Source organism: Halopseudomonas sp. 4NH20-0008 (assembly GCF_057548395.1).
In genome coordinates this window covers 18289-36423 of sequence record NZ_BAAJMD010000011.1, presented here as the reverse complement: position 1 = coordinate 36423, position 18135 = coordinate 18289, and the positions used below count along the sequence as shown (strand labels likewise).

The 18135-nt window shown below is 56.8% G+C and carries 16 protein-coding genes; 1 reads left to right on the top strand and 15 read right to left on the bottom strand.

Going from position 1 to position 18135, the window contains the following annotated elements:
- The first annotated feature begins 53 nt into the window (after positions 1-53).
- The gene (locus AC27HQ_RS11990; protein ID WP_487156407.1) at positions 54-1502 is read left to right on the top strand and encodes a methyl-accepting chemotaxis protein; all 1449 of its coding nucleotides are present in this window, start codon (positions 54-56) and stop codon (positions 1500-1502) included.
- Between the two features lie 28 nt (positions 1503-1530).
- On the opposite strand, the gene AC27HQ_RS11985 is transcribed toward AC27HQ_RS11990, so the two are convergent.
- The 15 genes from AC27HQ_RS11985 to leuB form a co-directional block, all read right to left on the bottom strand.
- Positions 1531-1815 carry a ComEA family DNA-binding protein gene (locus AC27HQ_RS11985; RefSeq protein ID WP_487156406.1) on the bottom strand — a complete coding sequence of 95 codons (285 nt, stop codon included), beginning with the start codon at positions 1813-1815 and terminating at the stop codon, positions 1531-1533.
- Between the two features lie 149 nt (positions 1816-1964).
- Complete coding sequence (locus AC27HQ_RS11980) at positions 1965-3176, bottom strand: O-succinylhomoserine sulfhydrylase (RefSeq protein ID WP_487156405.1); 1212 nt, start codon at positions 3174-3176, stop codon at positions 1965-1967.
- A gap of 48 nt (positions 3177-3224) precedes the next feature.
- Entirely contained in the window at positions 3225-4730 is a 1506-nt protein-coding gene (purF, locus tag AC27HQ_RS11975; protein ID WP_487156404.1) for an amidophosphoribosyltransferase, read from the bottom strand.
- 56 nt (positions 4731-4786) lie between these two features.
- A complete protein-coding gene (locus AC27HQ_RS11970; RefSeq protein WP_487156403.1) occupies positions 4787-5269 on the bottom strand; it encodes a CvpA family protein in 483 nt (160 codons plus the stop codon).
- A gap of 63 nt (positions 5270-5332) precedes the next feature.
- Positions 5333-5899, bottom strand: coding sequence for an SPOR domain-containing protein (locus AC27HQ_RS11965; protein WP_487156402.1), 567 nt, complete (start codon positions 5897-5899; stop codon positions 5333-5335).
- Between the two features lie 3 nt (positions 5900-5902).
- Complete coding sequence (gene folC / locus AC27HQ_RS11960) at positions 5903-7186, bottom strand: bifunctional tetrahydrofolate synthase/dihydrofolate synthase (protein ID WP_487156401.1); 1284 nt, start codon at positions 7184-7186, stop codon at positions 5903-5905.
- Positions 7186-8088, bottom strand: coding sequence for an acetyl-CoA carboxylase, carboxyltransferase subunit beta (gene accD, locus AC27HQ_RS11955; RefSeq protein ID WP_487156400.1), 903 nt, complete (start codon positions 8086-8088; stop codon positions 7186-7188). The genes folC and accD overlap by 1 nt, the downstream gene beginning before the upstream one ends.
- A 46-nt stretch (positions 8089-8134) precedes the next feature.
- Positions 8135-8938: a tryptophan synthase subunit alpha gene (trpA, locus tag AC27HQ_RS11950; protein ID WP_487156399.1), complete on the bottom strand. Its 804-nt coding sequence runs from the start codon at positions 8936-8938 to the stop codon at positions 8135-8137.
- An 11-nt stretch (positions 8939-8949) separates the two neighbouring features.
- Positions 8950-10167, bottom strand: coding sequence for a tryptophan synthase subunit beta (gene trpB, locus AC27HQ_RS11945; protein ID WP_487156398.1), 1218 nt, complete (start codon positions 10165-10167; stop codon positions 8950-8952).
- Positions 10160-10774, bottom strand: coding sequence for a phosphoribosylanthranilate isomerase (locus AC27HQ_RS11940; protein WP_487156397.1), 615 nt, complete (start codon positions 10772-10774; stop codon positions 10160-10162). The genes trpB and AC27HQ_RS11940 overlap by 8 nt, the downstream gene beginning before the upstream one ends.
- Before the next feature lie 58 nt (positions 10775-10832).
- Positions 10833-11690 carry a tRNA pseudouridine(38-40) synthase TruA gene (gene truA, locus AC27HQ_RS11935; RefSeq protein WP_487156396.1) on the bottom strand — a complete coding sequence of 286 codons (858 nt, stop codon included), beginning with the start codon at positions 11688-11690 and terminating at the stop codon, positions 10833-10835.
- A gap of 3 nt (positions 11691-11693) precedes the next feature.
- The gene (locus tag AC27HQ_RS11930; protein WP_487156395.1) at positions 11694-14534 is read right to left on the bottom strand and encodes a motility hub landmark protein FimV; all 2841 of its coding nucleotides are present in this window, start codon (positions 14532-14534) and stop codon (positions 11694-11696) included.
- Positions 14535-14711: 177 nt separating this feature from the next.
- The gene (locus tag AC27HQ_RS11925) at positions 14712-15734 is read right to left on the bottom strand and encodes an aspartate-semialdehyde dehydrogenase (RefSeq protein ID WP_487156394.1); all 1023 of its coding nucleotides are present in this window, start codon (positions 15732-15734) and stop codon (positions 14712-14714) included.
- A gap of 77 nt (positions 15735-15811) precedes the next feature.
- Positions 15812-16924 carry an aspartate-semialdehyde dehydrogenase gene (gene asd / locus AC27HQ_RS11920; protein WP_487156393.1) on the bottom strand — a complete coding sequence of 371 codons (1113 nt, stop codon included), beginning with the start codon at positions 16922-16924 and terminating at the stop codon, positions 15812-15814.
- A gap of 78 nt (positions 16925-17002) precedes the next feature.
- The gene (leuB, locus tag AC27HQ_RS11915) at positions 17003-18082 is read right to left on the bottom strand and encodes a 3-isopropylmalate dehydrogenase (protein WP_487156392.1); all 1080 of its coding nucleotides are present in this window, start codon (positions 18080-18082) and stop codon (positions 17003-17005) included.
- Positions 18083-18135 lie beyond the last annotated feature (53 nt).

Genomic DNA, 18135 nt, shown 5'->3' with positions numbered 1-18135 from the left:
AGCAGCTCTATACTTTCACGCTTGTAACAGATTATCTGACTCTGGGAATTGGTATGGCGTTTCTTCAGCACGTGCCGTTGAAGTACAAATTCTGGGCGGTAAATAGTGTCGCCTTTGTCAGCACACTGGTGCTTGTTCTGGTGGCCCTGTGGGTCGAACAGCACAGCCTGCATCAGGAGCGCACCAGACTGGCTGGCGAGTTGATTGTGCATCTGGGCGATGATGTCAGCGTCAAAGGTTTGCAGTGGCTACCTGACGCAACTCGCCTGGCGGGCATTGAGGGCAGCCGCCCATCCCAACCCATCTGGGTCTCCAACACCGAGCTACAGGCTTCACAACAAGACGTCCTGCATGGTCTGTGGGCGCTCAAACAAGGCGAACAAACCCGAATACTTGGAGTTGAGCGTGTGGCGTTCATGCCTCTGCTGTTTGAGCGCGCACCACTCTACGCCCTTGCCGTATTTATCCTGATGAGCGCCGTATTGGTTGTCTCGCAGCTACTGATCATGTTCATCACCCGGCACATCATCGTATTGCGCGACGTCATGCTCAAGGTACAGGAAACCGGTGATCTGACACTACGCGCCAATGTCGACTCAACCGACGAAATTGGTTCCATTGCCGGGGCGTTCAATGCCATGCAAAGCGCTCAACAGCAGGTCGTCAGCTCAGTACGCGCAGCGGCAGGACAGCTTGACCAAGGTGCAGGTGACCTTGCCGGACTGATGAACCAGGTACGTGATGGCATGATCAGTCAACAAGGCCAGACGGACATGGTCGCAGCCGCCGTCAACCAGATGGGAGCAACCGTTCAGGATATTTCAGCAACGACCATAATCACCCGTGACCAGTCTCACCAGGCTGATCAACTTGCTCGTGAGGGGCGTGATCAGGTTGGCCGGGTCAGTCAGACTATTGCCGGACTGGCCAGCAGCATCAAGCGCTGTACCGAGCACATGCAGAAACTGCAGGGCCACAGCCATGAAATCAGCGGTGTAGTAAGCGTCATCCGTTCGATTGCCGAACAAACCAACCTGTTGGCGCTCAATGCGGCCATTGAGGCCGCTCGTGCTGGCGAGTCAGGCCGCGGTTTTGCTGTTGTTGCCGATGAAGTCCGTGCCCTCGCGCAGCGCGTGCAGAGCTCAACGGATGAAATTCAGCGAATGATTGAAGCCCTGCAGGGGGGCACCGACGATGCGGTCAAGGATATGCAGGCCAGCTCGACGCTGACTCTCGAGTCTGTAGCCCAAAGCGATCAGGCAGGGCAATCACTGGGCGTCATTACCGCTGCTGTCAGTCAGATCCGTGATGGCAACAGCGAAATAGCCTCCGCCATTGAGCAGCAGAGCCAAGCGGCCGACGCCATTACGGAGAGCATTGTGCAAATTCGCGACGTGACAGAAAAAACCGTGGAGAAGACCTTGCTGAGTGCCAGTACCAGCGAACAGCTTGCAGCACTGGCACACCAGCTGAGTAATGCAGTTAGCCGGCTCAAATCCTGAGCGGATAAAAGCCTGCTCGGTCCGTTGCTTACTCGAGAACGATACGCTCGGCATTATTGGCCAGCGTTGACTCACCGATGCCGCTTACTTGGGTGATGTCTTCAACTGACTCAAAGGGACCATGCTCATCGCGGTATTGCACGATAGCCTGGGCCTTGCTTTCGCCCACACCATTGAGCACTTCGGCAATCTCTGCAGCGCTGGCAGCATTGATGTTGACAGTGACCAGGGACTGCTCGCCAACTTCAGCGAGAACCGGCAGTGCAAACAGGGTTGAGAGGGACAGGCACAATGCCAGAAAGAACTTCTTCATAGGATACGCTCCTTGTGTTTGATTTAAGCGCCGCACAGCAGGGCACTGCTGCTGCAAACTGCTCCGCATCCCTGCGGCGCTACAAAAACTAAAACACTTCACGCCTGGAGCAAAAAACTTTTGCTCCTAAACGTGAACAAGGTCGCACTTTATAGCGCATCCAGCCCCCGCTGGAGGTCAGCCAGCAGATCATCCAGTTCCTCAAGCCCCACGGCTACCCGAATCAGATTGTCGTGAATGCCAGCCGTTGTCCGTGTCTCCGCGGTCAGGCGCCCATGGGTTGTGGTTGCCGGGTGCGTGATGGTGCTTTTGCTGTCACCCAGGTTAGCGGTTATCGACAGCAAACGAGTTGCATCGATAAAGCGCCAGGCCTCTGCCCTGCCCCCCTTGACCTCAAAACTGACGACAGCGCCAAACGCCTTCTGCTGGCGTCGAGCCAAGGCATGCTGGGGGTGACTAGGCAACCCGGCATAGTAGACATGCTGAATACCCGGCTGAGCCTGCAACCATTCAGCCACTGCCTGGGCATTGGCACAATGTGCCTGCATACGTAAACGCAGGGTCTCGAGGCCTTTGAGGAAAACCCAGGCATTGAACGGACTCAATGTCGGCCCTGCAGTGCGCAGAAAGCCCACCACCTCCTGCATATGCTCGCGCCGACCCGCTACTACGCCGCCAAGGCAACGACCCTGACCATCGATGTACTTGGTCGCCGAATGGATGATGATATCCGCACCCATTTCCAGGGGTTTTTGCAAGGCAGGCGTACAAAAGCAGTTATCGACAGCGAGCAAAGCGCCCTGCGTATGAGCAATCTCAGCCAGTGCCTGAATATCCACCAGTTCAGCCAGCGGGTTGGAGGGCGACTCGACAAAGAACAGGCGCGTATTGGACTTACAGGCTGCACGCCAGGCATGCAGATCAGCGAGCACGACATAATCGACTTCAACGCCGAAGCGCTTGAAGTACTTGTCAAACAAACTGACGGTAGCGCCAAAGACACTGCGCGAAACCAGAATGTGGTCGCCTGCCGAGCAGAGGCTCATGACCATAGCCAGAATTGCCGCCATGCCCGATGAGGTAGCAACCGCCTGTTCAGCACCTTCCAGAGCCGCCATGCGCTCTTCAAAGGTACGCACTGTGGGGTTCATGTAGCGCGAATAGACGTTGCCAGAGGCTTCACCGGCAAAACATGCAGCGGCATCCGCAGCACTGCGAAAAACATAACTGGAGGTCAGAAACAGGGCCTCACCGTGCTCGGCTTCTGGACCACGGCGCTGGCCTGCACGTACAGCCAGAGTGTCAAATCCGACACCCTCGAGGTCACTGTCAAGACGCCCTGCTTGCCAATCCTTACTCATCTATTCATCTCCGGGGCCGCGAAGGTTATCGATCGCGGCGCGCAGCCATCAATTGTTATGCAGGTCGATCACCGCATTGCCAAGATTGCTGGTTACCTTGGCCGCATCGTTACGGGCCTGCTCGATCTTGCCCAGGTAAGCCTCGTTGACGTCACCTGTCACATAGTCGCCGTCAAACACCGAGCAATCAAAACGCGTGAGCTTGGGGTTGCCTTCACTGACGGCATCGATCAGATCCGGCAGGTCCTGATAAATCAGCCAGTCGGCACCAATCAGCTCTGCCACTTCATCGGTAGTACGGTTGTGAGCAATCAACTCATGGGCACTGGGCATATCGATGCCATACACATTGGGGTAGCGTACTGCGGGTGCTGCAGAGCAGAAGAACACTTGCTTGGCACCCGCCTCGCGGGCCATCTGAATGATCTGCTTACAGGTGGTCCCGCGTACGATCGAGTCGTCTACCAGCAACACATTCTTGCCGCGAAACTCCAGCTCAATGGCGTTGAGCTTTTGCCGTACGGATTTTTTCCGCGCTGCCTGTCCGGGCATAATGAAGGTGCGCCCGATATAGCGGTTTTTTACAAAGCCTTCGCGGAATTTCACGCCAAGATGGTTTGCCAACTCCACCGCCGAGGTCCGGCTGGTATCGGGGATCGGAATAACCACATCGATCTCATGCTCGGGCCGCTCACGGAGAATCTTTTCCGCCAGTTTTTCGCCCATGCGCAAGCGCGCCTTGTAGACCAGCACGTTATCAATCATGGAATCAGGCCGGGCCAGATACACATGCTCAAAGATACAAGGCGAATACTGGGGATTCTCCGAACACTGGCGGGTGTAAAGCTCACCCTTGTCAGTGACGTAAACCGCCTCACCCGGCTCCAGGTCACGTATCAGGTCAAAACCGAGCACATCGAGGGAGACGCTTTCGGAGGCGATCATGTATTCAACACCCAGCTCGGTGGTGCGCTTGCCAAACACAATCGGCCGTATGGCATGCGGATCGCGGAAACCGACGATGCCGTATCCGGTAATCATGGCAATGGCCGCATAACCACCTGTACAGCGCTTATGGACGGCACTGACGGCGTCAAAGATGTCCTCATGGGTTGGCTGCAATTTGCCGCCACGGGCCAGTTCATGGGCAAACACGTTCAGCAGAACTTCGGAGTCGGAGTTGGTGTTGACGTGGCGCAGATCAGACTCGTAGATCTCCCGCGACAGTTGTTCAACATTGGTCAGATTGCCATTGTGGGCCAGGGTAATGCCATAGGGTGAGTTGACATAAAAGGGCTGCGCCTCGGCAGAACTGGACGAGCCCGCCGTCGGGTAGCGCACATGGCCAATGCCCATATTGCCAATCAGTCGCTGCATATGGCGCTGATGGAATACATCACGCACAAGGCCGTTGTCCTTGCGCAGATATAGTCGTCCATGGTCACTGGTCACAATGCCGGCGGCGTCCTGGCCGCGATGCTGCAGGACTGTCAGGGCGTCATAGAGCGCCTGATTGACGTTCGACTTGCCCACTATGCCAACAATGCCACACATGCCTAAATACCTTTATCGTCGAATGAATGCTGTACGTATAAATCAACGTACAAGAATCAGTGCACCGCCGGTTCGAGAATCATGTTCTTCGACCAGTCGGCCACCAGCAGAAAATGCGGTATCAGTTCAGACTCGCGCCACCAGTTATCGCCCTCAACGGGTACCAGACTGAGCAAGCCAACGGCAACAATGATCAGCAAGGCGCCCCGGGCAGCACCAAAGATCATGCCAAGAAACCTGTCTGTGCCACTCAGGCCGGTCGCACGCACCAGTTGACTGATGAGGTAATTGATCAACCCACCGATCACCAGCGTGACAAGGAAGAGAATGGTGCAGGCTGCAATGATTCTGACCGAGGGCGTGTCTATGTAGGGTGTCAGATACTCGGCCAGCGCGCCACCGAACATCCAGGCCACCAGGCCCGCCACAATCCAGGTCAGGAGGGACAGGGCTTCCTTGACAAAGCCACGCGCCAGACTGATTACTGCAGACAGGGCAATGATGGCAATAATGGCCCAATCAACCATGGTTAAACTCACGAGCAGGCACCCGACAGATGAAAGGCCGCTATTCTAGCAGAGCCACCAAGCCAACCGGAACAGCTATCGTTTGCCGGAACTGGCATCGTAGGCCACTACTATGCCCTGGATAGTGTGTCGTCGCGCCAACTCGTCTCGTACCCGGGTTGCACCGGCACGATCGACCAGTGGACCGACATAGACACGCACAATGTCCTTGCCATCGATTCGGGCATTCAGCGTGTAGGCGTTGTAGCCCTGAGCCAGCAATGTCTCCTTGAGGCCTTGGGCATTGGCGGCGGCAGAGAAACTGCCCAATTGCACAACCCAGTCCCCTGCCGGGGTCGCAGCCGGTAATGAGGTTGTGGTTGGCGGCGTCACTGGTTCGGCTGGCTGAACTACTGGCGGGGAAGTTACTGCCGACTCCTGCATATCAGCCGGTGATGGGATCTCTGCTACAGGCTCTGGATCAGGCAGCTCAATTGGCGCCGCTACGGGTATCTCTGCGTTATCCATGACCGGTGGCGCCGGGACATCCACTTCGATGCGCACGGTTTCATCCTGACCTGACAGCAACATGGGCAAAAACACCACCGCGGCTATCACCAACACCAGGGCACCTATCAGACGTTGCTTGAGTTTCTCATCCATTGCTCAGATTCCACGCAAATGTGTGATCCAGAGTATGGCCTCAGCGACGCAGAAAAACGACCCAAAGATGACAATTTCCTCTGCTGCGGGCTCGGCGGACAAGGCTTGCTCAATGGCCGCGGCAATCGAGGGGTACGCTGTGACTGGCTCGTTTCGGCTTTGCAATGCCTGTTTTAACTGATCTGCAGCCAGGCTGCGGCTGTTCGGCAGCGGAGCCACAGACCAGCCCTGAAAAAGCCCGGCAAAAGGTGCGATCACGCCATTCAGATCCTTGTCAGCAAGCAAACCGAAAACCGCCTGTCTGCGCAGGGGACGTTGTTGCAGTGTCTCAGCCAGATAGCGCGCCGCATGGGGATTATGGCCAACATCCAGGAGCAAATGCCGCTTGCGCCCCTGCCAGACAACCTCAACCGACTGCAAGCGCCCGGCCACCTGTACCTGGGTCAATGCCGCAACGGTCTGATCATGATCCAGGCTCAGTCCGGCCAGGCAGAATGCCTGCAAGGCACTGACCAGGTTGTCGCGCGGCAGTGTGACCGCTGGCAAGGGTTCTGTTTCAAGGATTTCACCCGAAGCTTGACGAACAAAGGCATGCCATCCCCCCTGCTGATCACAGAACTGCCAGCCATAGTCACGTTTACGCACAACCGGCTTCACGCCCAAACGCTGCATCTCTGCATTGAAGCTGGTGGGGATGTCCGTCTCACTGAGCACCACAGGACGGCCAGAACGCATGATCCCAGCCTTTTCATAGCCGACGGATTCACGGGTATTCCCCAAAAAAGCCTGGTGATCAAGGCCAATACTGGTCACCACGGCGATATCGGCATCAATGATATTGACCGCATCAAGGCGCCCACCCAGACCCACTTCGAGTACCACCGCATCCAGATCCGACTGCACAAACAACAGCAGGGCCGCCAGTGTGCCAAATTCAAAATAAGTCAGTGAAGTATCGCCGCGGGCCGCATCGATCTGCTCAAAGGCGTTACAGAGCTGGGCATCGCTGACCTCATGGCCATTGATACGGACGCGTTCGTTATAGCGCAGCAGATGTGGTGAGCTGTAGAGCCCCGTCCGCTGGCCAGCTGCTGACAGGAGTTGCTCGAGAGCAGCACAGGTAGAGCCTTTGCCATTGGTACCGGTAACGGTGAAGACCAATGGCGCGGGTTTGCTTATGCCCAGAGCACGGGCAACCCGCGCGACGCGCTCAAGCCCCATATCGATTTCACTGGGATGCAGGGCCTCCAGGCGGGCCAGCCAACCCGCCAGATCGACTTCAGCCATCAGATACTGCCGATGGCAGCCTCGTCTTCATCGGTATTGGCTGGCGCAGGCTGACGGGTCAGCATGGTCAGAATACTCGCCAGTCGATCACGCATTTCACTGCGCGCCACAATCATGTCCAAGGCACCGTGCTCAAGCAGAAACTCACTGCGCTGGAAGCCCGGCGGCAGCTTTTCACGCACGGTTTGCTCAATCACCCGTGGACCGGCAAAGCCGATCAGCGCATTCGGCTCGGCAACGTTCAGATCACCCAGCATGGCCAGGCTGGCTGACACACCGCCGTAGACTGGATCGGTCATGACCGAGATGAACGGAATGCCCTCCTCCTTCATCTTGGCCAAAGCGGCACTTGTCTTGGCCATTTGCATCAGCGAGAACAGGGCTTCCTGCATGCGCGCACCGCCCGAGGCCGCAAAGCACACATAGGGAATACGCTCACGCAGGGCAATCTCGGCGCCCCTGACGAAACGCGCGCCGACCACACTACCCATGGACCCACCCATGAAATTGAATTCGAAGGCGCTGGCAACGATCGGGTTACCTTTCAGGCGCCCCTGCATAACCACCAATGCATCCTTTTCACCGGTATCTTTCTGAGCAGCACTCAACCTGTCCTTGTACTTCTTGCTGTCGCGAAACTTCAAACGATCCACCGGTTCCAGCTCGGCTGCCACCTCGGTGCGGCCTTCCTTGTCGAGGAAGATATCCAGTCGACGGCGGGCATTGATGCGCAGGTGGTGGTTGCACTTGGGGCAGATATCCAGGTTCTTTTCCAGCTCCGGGCGATACAGCACGGCGTCGCAGGATGGGCATTTGCGCCACAACCCTTCGGGCACACTGCTCTTCTGCGTTTCCGAACGCACAATGGAGGGTATCAGTTTGTCCACCAGCCAGTTGCTCATCGCCAATCCTTCTTTCGTTGTCTGCTTTACCTAAGGGAATTGCTGCTCAACGATCCATTGCCGAGCGCATCTCACGGATGATATTGCCAATTGCACTGCGTGCCGCCTCCGGCTGTGCCGTATGGCTGGCAATCTGATTGACCAGCACCGAGCCGACAACTACGCCATCTGCCACCGTGGCAACCGCTGCGGCCGTAGCCCCATCACGAATACCAAAACCCACACCTATGGGCAAATCGGTGATAGTGCGCAGCCTGTCCAATTTAACAGCTACATCACTGACGTCCAGTGCACTGGACCCGGTCACACCCTTGAGTGAAACATAATAGACATAACCACTGGCCCGACTACAGATTTTTGCAGCGCGATCCAGCGTGGTCGTGGGAGACAGCAGGAAAATGGTGTCCAGCCCACGCGCCTGAAACAGGCCTGTGATCTCGTCGGCTTCTTCAGGCGGCAAATCAACCGTCAATACCCCATCAACGCCAGCGTCCAACGCCGCATCGGCGAAGGCTTCATAGCCCATGCGCTCGACCGGATTCAGATACCCCATGAGCACCACGGGGGTAGTCTGATTGGTCTCGCGGAAGGTTTTCACCATACCCAGCACCTGGGTCAGGCTGACATGGTGCAGCAAGGCCCGCTCCATCGCCTGCTGAATCACCGGACCATCGGCCATGGGATCAGAGAAGGGAATGCCCAGCTCGATCACGTCGGCCCCGGCTGCCACCAGATCATGCATCAATGGCAGGGTCATCTGCGGATCCGGGTCACCGGCCGTTACATAGGGAATAAGGGCCTTGCGACCATCACGCTTGAGGTTGTCAAAACAGGATTTGATTCGGCTCATAGTGCTCTCGTTCAGATACTGATGCCGTCAATGCCGGCCACGGTATGAATATCCTTATCACCACGACCAGACAGGTTGACCACAATATGCTGGTCAGCACGCATGCTAGCAGCCAATTTCATGGCGTAAGCCACAGCGTGGCTGGACTCCAGTGCAGGCATGATGCCCTCTACCTGAGTCAGCTCACGAAACGCCGCCAGGGCTTCGTGGTCGGTAGCGTCGACATAATTGACTCGTCCCACGTCTTTAAGCCAGCTGTGCTCAGGGCCTACACCGGGATAGTCGAGACCGGCAGACACCGAGTGGGTCTCGATAATCTGACCGGCATCATCTTCCATCAGATAGGTTCGATTGCCGTGCAATACGCCGGGACGACCAGCCGCAAGCGGCGCCGCATGTTGACCCGTGCTGATCCCCAAACCACCGGCTTCGACGCCATACATGGCCACTGAAGCATCTTCAAGGAAAGGATGAAACAGGCCGATGGCATTGGAGCCACCACCCACACAGGCTACCAGCGCATCTGGCAAACGCCCAAACTGCGCCAGAGACTGGGCACGTGCCTCACGGCCGATAACGCACTGAAAATCGCGGACCAGCTTTGGGTAAGGATGCGGCCCGGCCACGGTACCAATAATGTAAAAAGTATCGTCAATATTGGTTACCCAGTCGCGCATCGCCTCGTTCATTGCGTCCTTGAGGGTTTTCGATCCTGAGGTCACGGGAATGACTTCAGCGCCCAGCAACTTCATGCGGTAGACATTCAGGGACTGGCGCTTGACGTCCTCGGCCCCCATATAAACCTGGCACTTCAGCCCCAGACGCGCAGCCACAGTGGCGGTAGCTACTCCATGCTGACCGGCACCCGTTTCAGCGATAACCCGTGGCTTACCCATATGTTTGGCCAGCAGGGCCTGCCCAATGGTGTTGTTAACCTTGTGCGCGCCGGTGTGGTTCAGATCTTCGCGCTTAAGCCAGATCTGGGCGCCGCCCACCTTGGCGGTCAGACGCTCAGCCAGATACAGGGGCGAAGGCCGACCTACATAGTGCGCCAGATCGTGGTCAAACTCGGCCTGGAATTCGGGATCAGCAGACAGGCGCGTATACAACGCCTCCAGCTCCTCAAGCGCATCCATCAGGGTTTCTGAAACAAAGCGGCCACCATAGGGGCCAAAATGGCCACGCTGATCGGGAACCGCTGAAAAGTCAGTCGGAGTTGAGTCAGACACGCTTCACCTCATGAATAAAAGAATTGATTCTGTCCCGGTCCTTGATGCCCTTGGCCTTCTCAACGCCACCACTGACATCGACCGCCCAGGGTTGAGAAAGACGAATGGCCGAGACCACGTTATCGGTCTCCAGGCCACCCGCCAGGATCAAGGGCCAACTGCGCTCACGCGGAATCAACGACCAGTCAAAGGCCTCTCCGGTGCCGCCAGGAACGCCAGGCTTGAAACTGTCCAGCAGGATTCCCGCAGCGCTCGGCCAGCCCTTTGCCAGCGCATTCAGATCGTCGCCAGACTGCACTCGCAAGGCCTTGAGATAAGGCCGATGAAATTGCAAGCAGAAGGACTCCGGCTCGTTGCCGTGAAATTGCAGCATATCCAGCGGAACCTGAAAGAGAACAGCTCTGATCTCCTCAGCTGTGGCATCGACGAACAGACCAACAGTGGTCACAAAGGGCGGCAAGGCCGCGACTATGGCTGCCGCCTGCTCGGCATTGACCGCTCGGGGACTGGCCGGGTAAAACACCAGCCCAATCGCATCGGCACCTGCCTCAGCAGCTGCCAGAGCGTCCTCAATACGGGTTATGCCACAGATTTTGATTCGCGCCATGAACGGATAATTACCTGAATTCTATTGCCGCCGATAGTAGCAGATGCCATGTCCAGCGTCAGTCGTCGAGCTCATTCAGTGCCGATAGAAAATGTGGCCCCATATAGCGTTGCGGCAGAACGAAGCGGTCAGGATAGGTAACATCAACCAGATACAGACCAAAGGCCGGTGCCGTCAGGCCGCCCTCACGGCGGCAGGTGGCTTGCAAAACTTCGCCGGCCCACTCAACTGGCTTTTCCCCGCAGCCAATCTGCATCAACACCCCAGCAATATTGCGCACCATATGATGAAGAAAGGCATTGGCACGAATATCCAGAACAATGAACTTGCCAAACCGCTGTAACCTTAGGTGATGCACGCGTTTGATTGGCGATTTGGCCTGACAGGCCAGCGCTCGATAGGAAGTAAAATCATGTTCGCCTACCAAGGGCAAAGCGGCCTGCTGCATACGGCCAATATCCAGCGGACGGTAATTCCAGGTCACTTCATGGGCCAGATGGGCCGGCCTGACGGGGTCGTTATAAATCACGTAACGGTAGCGCCTCGCCATGGCGGAAAACCGCGCATGAAAATCTCCAGGAACTTCCTGAGCCCAAGCCAGGCTGACATCGGGTGGTAAATTGGCGTTGGCACCGTGAATCCAGTTGGTTGGCGTACGAATGGCGTCGGTATCAAAATGCACAATCTGACAGGACGCATGCACACCCGCATCGGTACGACCGGCACAGGATAGCGTGACAGGGTGATTAGCCACACGCCCCAGCGCCTTTTCGACCACTTCCTGAACACTCTTGACGCCGGGCTGCTGACGTTGCCAGCCACGGTATTGGGTGCCCCGATACTCGATGCAGGCAGCCACCCTTGAAACAACAGCGGCCGCCCCTTGGGCGGCCGCATCAGACAATGTACTACTCATCGCTTAATCAAGACGCCCCATCATTTCCTGCGCATCCTGCTTCTGCTGATCATTACCTTCTTCAAGCACTTCGGCAAGAATATCCCGAGCACCTTCGTTGTCACCCATGTCGATGTAGGCACGCGCAAGATCAAGCTTGGTAGCGCACTCATCGGTACCAGAGAGGAAGTCGAAATCATCTTCATCGTCTTCTTCATCACGCACTGGTTGCGCTTCAACAACCGGCTCGGACTCTGGTAGATCGAAGGAAGGAACTTCATCTGCGGTTTCGGCTTCAGCGCCTCCATCCAGACCAGCCAACTCGGCCTCAAGATCGAGCATCTCGTCGTCTGACAGAGACAGGCCTGCCGCCGGCGCTGGCTCTTCTTCAGCCTCTGGCTCGGACAAGTCGCCCATAGCCTCCATTTCGGCGATCAAACTGTCAGGTTCAAGATCTTCAGTCAGTGACAGATCGAAGTCCTCATCCAGACTGAACTCGGTCTCGGCAGCGGGTTTATCGGCGGCAGCTGGGGTGTCATCAAGACTGAAGTCAAGGGTGACATCGCCTGCTTCAACCGCGGCCTCTGGCGCCGACGAAGCTACAGGCTCATCAGCCAAACCCGTGGTCAGGCTGTCGTCCAGATCAAAATCCAGATCAAAACCTTCATCGCTGGCGGCTTCAGATTCGCTCTGAACTTCTTCTGTGGTCGAATCAAGTTCGAAACCACTGAAGTCAAAGTCATCCGAGTCCTGCGATGGTGCCTGAACCTTGGCCACATCATTGAGCTCATCAACCTCGACGTAGTCATCATCAATCAGCTCGGCAGCAGCAACGCCAGCCGAAGCCATAGCGGCCATCAGCGGGAATCGAGCATCCAGTGCATCTACCTGGTCATTGACGTCGCCGCGGGCGCGCAAAGCAGAGGCCTGTTCGGCATAACCCTGCTTGTTACCTTGCAGCGCTTCAACCTCCATAAGCTTGAGACGAAGTTCGCTACGCTCTGGCTCGTCTTCAATGCCTGCCTTAAGTACGGAGGCGGCTTCTTCAAGCTTGCCATAGGCAAGCAAGGCATCCGCTTCCAGCATGGCATCCTGAGCTATGTCCAGTGGCTGTTCAGTCTCGGTTTCATCCTGCTCGAAACCCTGAAGCGCCACATTAAACTCATTGGCGTCGGAGGCTTCCTGCTCTGCAGGCTGGTCCTGCATGGAGCGCGCGATAAAGTTATCTGCCATCTCTTCTTCACGGCGGGCATTACGACGCGCCAGTGCCATCAGAATCAGCAAAAGGATAAGAAGGAGTACTGCGCCACCGCCAAGCAGGAACAGCTGATTCTGCATCAATCGTTGCAGCAGAGCCTGGGGACCCTGCTCTGTAACAGGTGCACTGTCGGTTACCGGAGCCGGGGTAACCGGTGCAGGTACTTGCTCTGCCACAGGCTGCTCGGGTTCAGGGGCAACAACAATCTCTGTCTTTTCTGTTTCTTCGGCTTCAGTCGCCTTGGGGTCTACCGGCTTTTTGTCAGATATGCTGGTGTCGGCTTCAGCCGTATCTGCATCAGCCTCATCCACTTTTGACGTTTCTGCACTCTGCTCTTCAGTTTCGACCAGTGCAGTGTCAGTATCAGCGAGGCTCGACTCGGTCGCCGCTAACGGGTCAACCTGCGCCAGATCTGTGTCAGTTGCAGCAACATCGGCTGCTGCATCTTCGCCAAGTTGGCCCTGAAGCGTAGCCAACTGGGTGTCTTTGAGTTCAAGCAGACGTTGCAGGGTTTCCATCTGCGCCTGCATCTCGCTCAAGCGAGCATCTGCTTCAGCTTTTTCACGACCAAGGGAGTCCAGTTGCTCTTTGGTCATATCCAACTGGTTGCGCAACTGCACAGCCGCATTGGCATCAGGCGACTCCGAGCCACCTTGCCCTTCAGCGTCACCACCAGCAACGAGACGCAAAGCGTCTTCCGTCTTGGCTGTCTCAGGCGCTGCCGTTGCTACATCCTGCTGACGGGCATCCAGTTGGCGCTGGGCAGGCGCGGCCTGACGTGCGGTCTGCCAGGCTGTATTCTGGGCGGCAACCTGATTGATCGCATCACCCTGCCCGCGCTTGGCCGCATCGGCAGCGCTGGGCATTTTCAGCGTCTGGTTGGCGCGCATGCGATTGATATTGCCATCAATAAAAGCACCGGGATTGAGATCTTGGATTGCCAACATGGTTTGATGAACCGAAGCACCTGCCGGGCGGTTTGCAAGAGCGATTTCCCACAAGGTGTCATTGCGCGTCGTAGTTATCTCACCAGCAACCGCAGGGGTTGTCGGAGTCGGTGCAGTGGCAGCAGGGCTGGACGGTGCTGCAGGCGTTGACCGAGGCATACCCGGGGCAACCACTGGCTCGCGGGGTTGGGCAGGGGCAACACGAACCGGGGCTGTCACAGGCGCAGCGATGGGGGCTGCCGCGCGGACTGGAGCGGGGTCATACAGAGGTGGATCAAGCAACAGGGTGAATTCACGCAAAACCCGCCCGGAAGGCCAGCGTACTTCCATGAGGAAGTTCAGGTAAGGCTCGCGCACGGGGCGCGTGGAAGTGATGCGGATAACAGATCGGCCGTTGGCGGTGACCACCGGAGTAAAGGTCAGATCCGTCAGAAAGAACGGACGCTCCAGGCCTGCACGGCCAAACTCATCGGGTGATGCCAGCGCAGGCAGAATCTCCTGACTGGACAAATCCCTCACCTGCAGTAGCTCAATCTCCGCTTCAAGCGGCTGATTCAAGGCCGACCGCAGGTTAATATCTCCGACTCCCAGAGCCTGAGCCACGTTCGATGACATCAGAGCGCTTGCTGCGGCGACAGCCAAAACCAGTTTGCGAACCATAGCGAAGTTCCTTTGCTTTTATCGTTTTCTCTCGCGTCAACAGATCCCGTTGCTAACGTACCGACCCCAGAACGGATCCCCATCCGGCACACAACAACCTGACAACCCTTTAATCCATAATCCCACTTAACGGGACAAACCTAACCTGCTTAATACGAATTCCACAGCAAGTATTGATTACAAATAGTCTTTTATCAACAGGCGAAGCCCTTCAAGGGCATTCAGAACCACACCTTTTCGAAGATTATCAGACACAATCCACATATTCAGCCGATGCATGTCGATTGAATCATGGCGTAAACGCCCGATCCAGACCAGATCAGAGCCAGTAGCTTCAGTCACTGGCGTTGGATAGCCGTCTGCTGCAGGCTTGTCCAGCAATTTGACCGACGGCAGCTTGCGGATCAAGCTAACCAGGCGTTTCAGCGGCATGACATCCTGCGTTTGCACCTGAACAACAGCGGCAGTTCCATAGAATACCGGTACCACAATCGCCGTCGCACTGACCGGCATATCAGCCTGTTGCAGAATGCGCCTGAGATCCTCTTCCACCTCGCGCTCCTGCGCTGTCGAGCCCTGCTCGTCAATTTCGCCGGTGCGCGGCAGCAGATTGAACGCAGCCTGCTTGGGCAAGGCGCCCGCCTCCGCTGGCTGACCGTTGAGCAAACGACCGGTTTGTAGTGCCAACCCTTCGACCGCGTCGAGATTAAGGGTGGACATCGACTGATAGGTCGCCACCGTGACGGATTGCACCCCGGCCTCAGCGGCAATCGCACTCAACAGGGCGGCCAATTGAACCGCTTGACTGCCGGGCGTGGCGATTATGGCGGGCCAGCTTACATCTTCAAGTACGCCCGGATTGACACCACTGACCAGCAACGGTACGTCGGTCTGAGCACGAAAATGTCCGCTGGCATCAATAACCGAGCAACCGGCGGCCAGTGCCTTCTCGGCCCAGATGGCTGCAACCGCCGGCTCACAGAAAAACACTACCGCCTTGACAGCGGAAAAATCGAAACGCTCCAGCGGCTCGACCTTGACGCTTTGCCCCTTGTACATCAGCCGGCCGCCAGCATTGCTTTCCTCATCGACAAGTCGCAATTGCGCGATGCCGACATCGTGATCGTCAAGCACATTCACCAATACATCGCCAACCAGGCCCGTCACGCCGACGATTGCCACATCACAGCTTTTGCTCATGCCTTGTTACCTCGACTTAAAAACAAAGGGCACCACGACGCGTGCCGAGGTGCCCCTGAATGACCAGCGCAGCTGAATCAGCTCTCCTGGATAATCCGCAACATACGACGCAGAGGCTCTGCAGCCCCCCACAGCAACTGATCACCGACGGTGAACGCCGAAAGATACTGTGAGCCCATGTTCAGTTTACGCAGACGACCCACCGGAACCGTCAAGGTACCGGTTACCGCGGTTGGCGTCAGATCGCGCAGGGTATCTTCCTTGGTGTTGGGCACAACCTTCGACCAGGGGTTATGTTCCTGCAGCAGGGATTCAATATCCGCCACCGGGACATCCTTGTTCAATTTGATGGTCAGTGCCTGGCTGTGGCAGCGCATGGCACCGATACGCACGCAGATACCATCTACGGGAATCGGACGACCGCTGCGACCAATGATCTTGTTGGTTTCAGCCTGGGCTTTCCACTCTTCGCGGCTTTGCCCGTTGGGCAGTTGCTTATCGATCCAGGGAATCAGGCTGCCAGCCAGCGGCACGCCAAAGTTGTCCACCGGAAAGGATTCGCTGCGCAGCGTCGCGGCAACACGACGGTCAATCTCCAGAATCGCACTGGCAGGATCGGCCAATTGATCGGCAACGGAGGCGTTGACCGCGCCCATCTGACTGATCAACTCACGCATATTCTGGGCACCGGCGCCACTGGCAGCCTGGTAGGTCATCGCGCTCATCCACTCGACCAGGCCCTGCTCAAACAGCCCACCCAGAGCCATCAACATCAAGCTGACAGTACAGTTGCCGCCGACGTAGGTCTTGACGCCGTCACGTAGGGCCTGATCGATGTTGCGACGATTGACCGGATCCAGAATGATCACCGAGTCATCTTCCATGCGCAGCGTGGAGGCCGCATCAATCCAGTAGCCCTGCCACCCTTCAGCGCGCAGCTTGGGGTAAACGGCCTGCGTGTAATCACCACCCTGACAGGTGATGATGACATCCAGCTGCTTCAAAGACGCGATATCGAAAGCATCCTTGAGTGGCGGCGTATCCTTGCCAATATCAGGGCCTTTGCCACCGACATTAGAGGTGGTAAAGAACACCGGATCGATGCTGGCGAAGTCGTTTTCTTCGCGCATGCGTTGCATCAATACCGAGCCGACCATGCCACGCCAGCCAACCAGACCTACTTGTTTCATAACAACACCCCCCCATGGGGTAAGAATTCAAAGACAACTACGCCCGGATTTACCGGGCGCAGCGCAAAGCCGGACAGACTACAGGTTTTTCAGCGCTGCTACCACGGCCGCACCCATTTCCGCTGTGCTGACACGCTGGCAGCCCTCGGACATGATGTCACCAGTGCGCAGACCTTGATCAAGCACCAGGCTCACAGCGCGCTCAATGGCATCGGCCGCGGCGAGCTCGGCAAAGCTGTAGCGCAGCATCATGGATACCGAGAGTATCGTGGCCAAAGGATTGGCAATACCCTGCCCGGCGATATCCGGCGCACTGCCGTGACAGGGTTCGTACATACCCTTGTTGTTGGCATCCAGCGACGCCGAGGGCAGCATGCCAATGGATCCGGTCAGCATGGAAGCCTGATCAGACAGAATATCGCCAAACAGGTTATCGGTGACGATCACGTCAAACTGCTTGGGTGCGCGTACCAGCTGCATGGCGGCATTGTCGACATACATGTGCGTCAACTCAACCTCTGGATAGTCAGCCGCCACTTCCAGGACCACTTCACGCCACAACTGGCTGGACGCCAGTACGTTGGCCTTGTCCACCGAACAAAGCTTTTTATTGCGCACCATGGCCATGTCAAAACCGACCTTGGCTATGCGACGGATTTCACTCTCGCTGTAGGGCAAGGTGTCAAAGGCCATGCGTTCGCCGTTATCCAGCAACTTGCGCGCGCGCGGCTGGCCAAAATAGATACCGCCGGTCAATTCCCGCACAATCAGGATATCCAAACCCGATACCACCTCAGGACGCAACGTGGAGGCCGCTGCCAATTGCGGATAGAGAATCGCCGGACGCAGATTGCCGAACAGCCCCAGTTCAGAGCGAATTTTCAGCAGACCGCGCTCAGGTCGCAGGGCAGGCTCGATACTGTCCCACTTGGGTCCGCCCACGGCGCCCAGCAACACAGCATCGGCATCGCGGGCACGCTGCAAGGTTTCATCAGCCAGCGGAGAGCCGTAACGGTCATAGGCTGCACCGCCCAGATCATCAAACTCAAGATCAACACCCAGACCGAACTTGTCACTGGCCAGTTCCAGCACCTTGACGGCCTCGGCCATAATTTCCGGACCGATACCGTCGCCGGGAAGAATTAATATGTTCTTCATTGTCTTTGTTGCTCCAAAACGGGTGAAAAGGCTGAACGCTGAAAGCTTGAGGC

Bases quoted from the DNA above. Each gene is read 5' to 3' on its own strand.
- AC27HQ_RS11980 (WP_487156405.1), bottom strand. From the start codon at position 3,176: ATGAGTAAGGATTGGCAAGCAGGGCGTCTTGACAGTGACCTCGAGGGT.
- AC27HQ_RS11940 (WP_487156397.1), bottom strand. From the start codon at position 10,774: ATGGCGCGAATCAAAATCTGTGGCATAACCCGTATTGAGGACGCTCTG.
- AC27HQ_RS11985 (WP_487156406.1), bottom strand. From the start codon at position 1,815: ATGAAGAAGTTCTTTCTGGCATTGTGCCTGTCCCTCTCAACCCTGTTT.
- AC27HQ_RS11930 (WP_487156395.1), bottom strand. From the start codon at position 14,534: ATGGTTCGCAAACTGGTTTTGGCTGTCGCCGCAGCAAGCGCTCTGATG.
- accD (WP_487156400.1), bottom strand. From the start codon at position 8,088: ATGAGCAACTGGCTGGTGGACAAACTGATACCCTCCATTGTGCGTTCG.
- truA (WP_487156396.1), bottom strand. From the start codon at position 11,690: ATGAGTAGTACATTGTCTGATGCGGCCGCCCAAGGGGCGGCCGCTGTT.
- leuB (WP_487156392.1), bottom strand. From the start codon at position 18,082: ATGAAGAACATATTAATTCTTCCCGGCGACGGTATCGGTCCGGAAATT.
- asd (WP_487156393.1), bottom strand. From the start codon at position 16,924: ATGAAACAAGTAGGTCTGGTTGGCTGGCGTGGCATGGTCGGCTCGGTA.
- AC27HQ_RS11965 (WP_487156402.1), bottom strand. From the start codon at position 5,899: ATGGATGAGAAACTCAAGCAACGTCTGATAGGTGCCCTGGTGTTGGTG.
- folC (WP_487156401.1), bottom strand. From the start codon at position 7,186: ATGGCTGAAGTCGATCTGGCGGGTTGGCTGGCCCGCCTGGAGGCCCTG.
- purF (WP_487156404.1), bottom strand. From the start codon at position 4,730: ATGTGTGGCATTGTTGGCATAGTGGGCAAGTCGAACGTCAATCAGGCG.
- AC27HQ_RS11990 (WP_487156407.1), top strand. From the start codon at position 54: ATGGCGTTTCTTCAGCACGTGCCGTTGAAGTACAAATTCTGGGCGGTA.
- AC27HQ_RS11925 (WP_487156394.1), bottom strand. From the start codon at position 15,734: ATGAGCAAAAGCTGTGATGTGGCAATCGTCGGCGTGACGGGCCTGGTT.
- trpA (WP_487156399.1), bottom strand. From the start codon at position 8,938: ATGAGCCGAATCAAATCCTGTTTTGACAACCTCAAGCGTGATGGTCGC.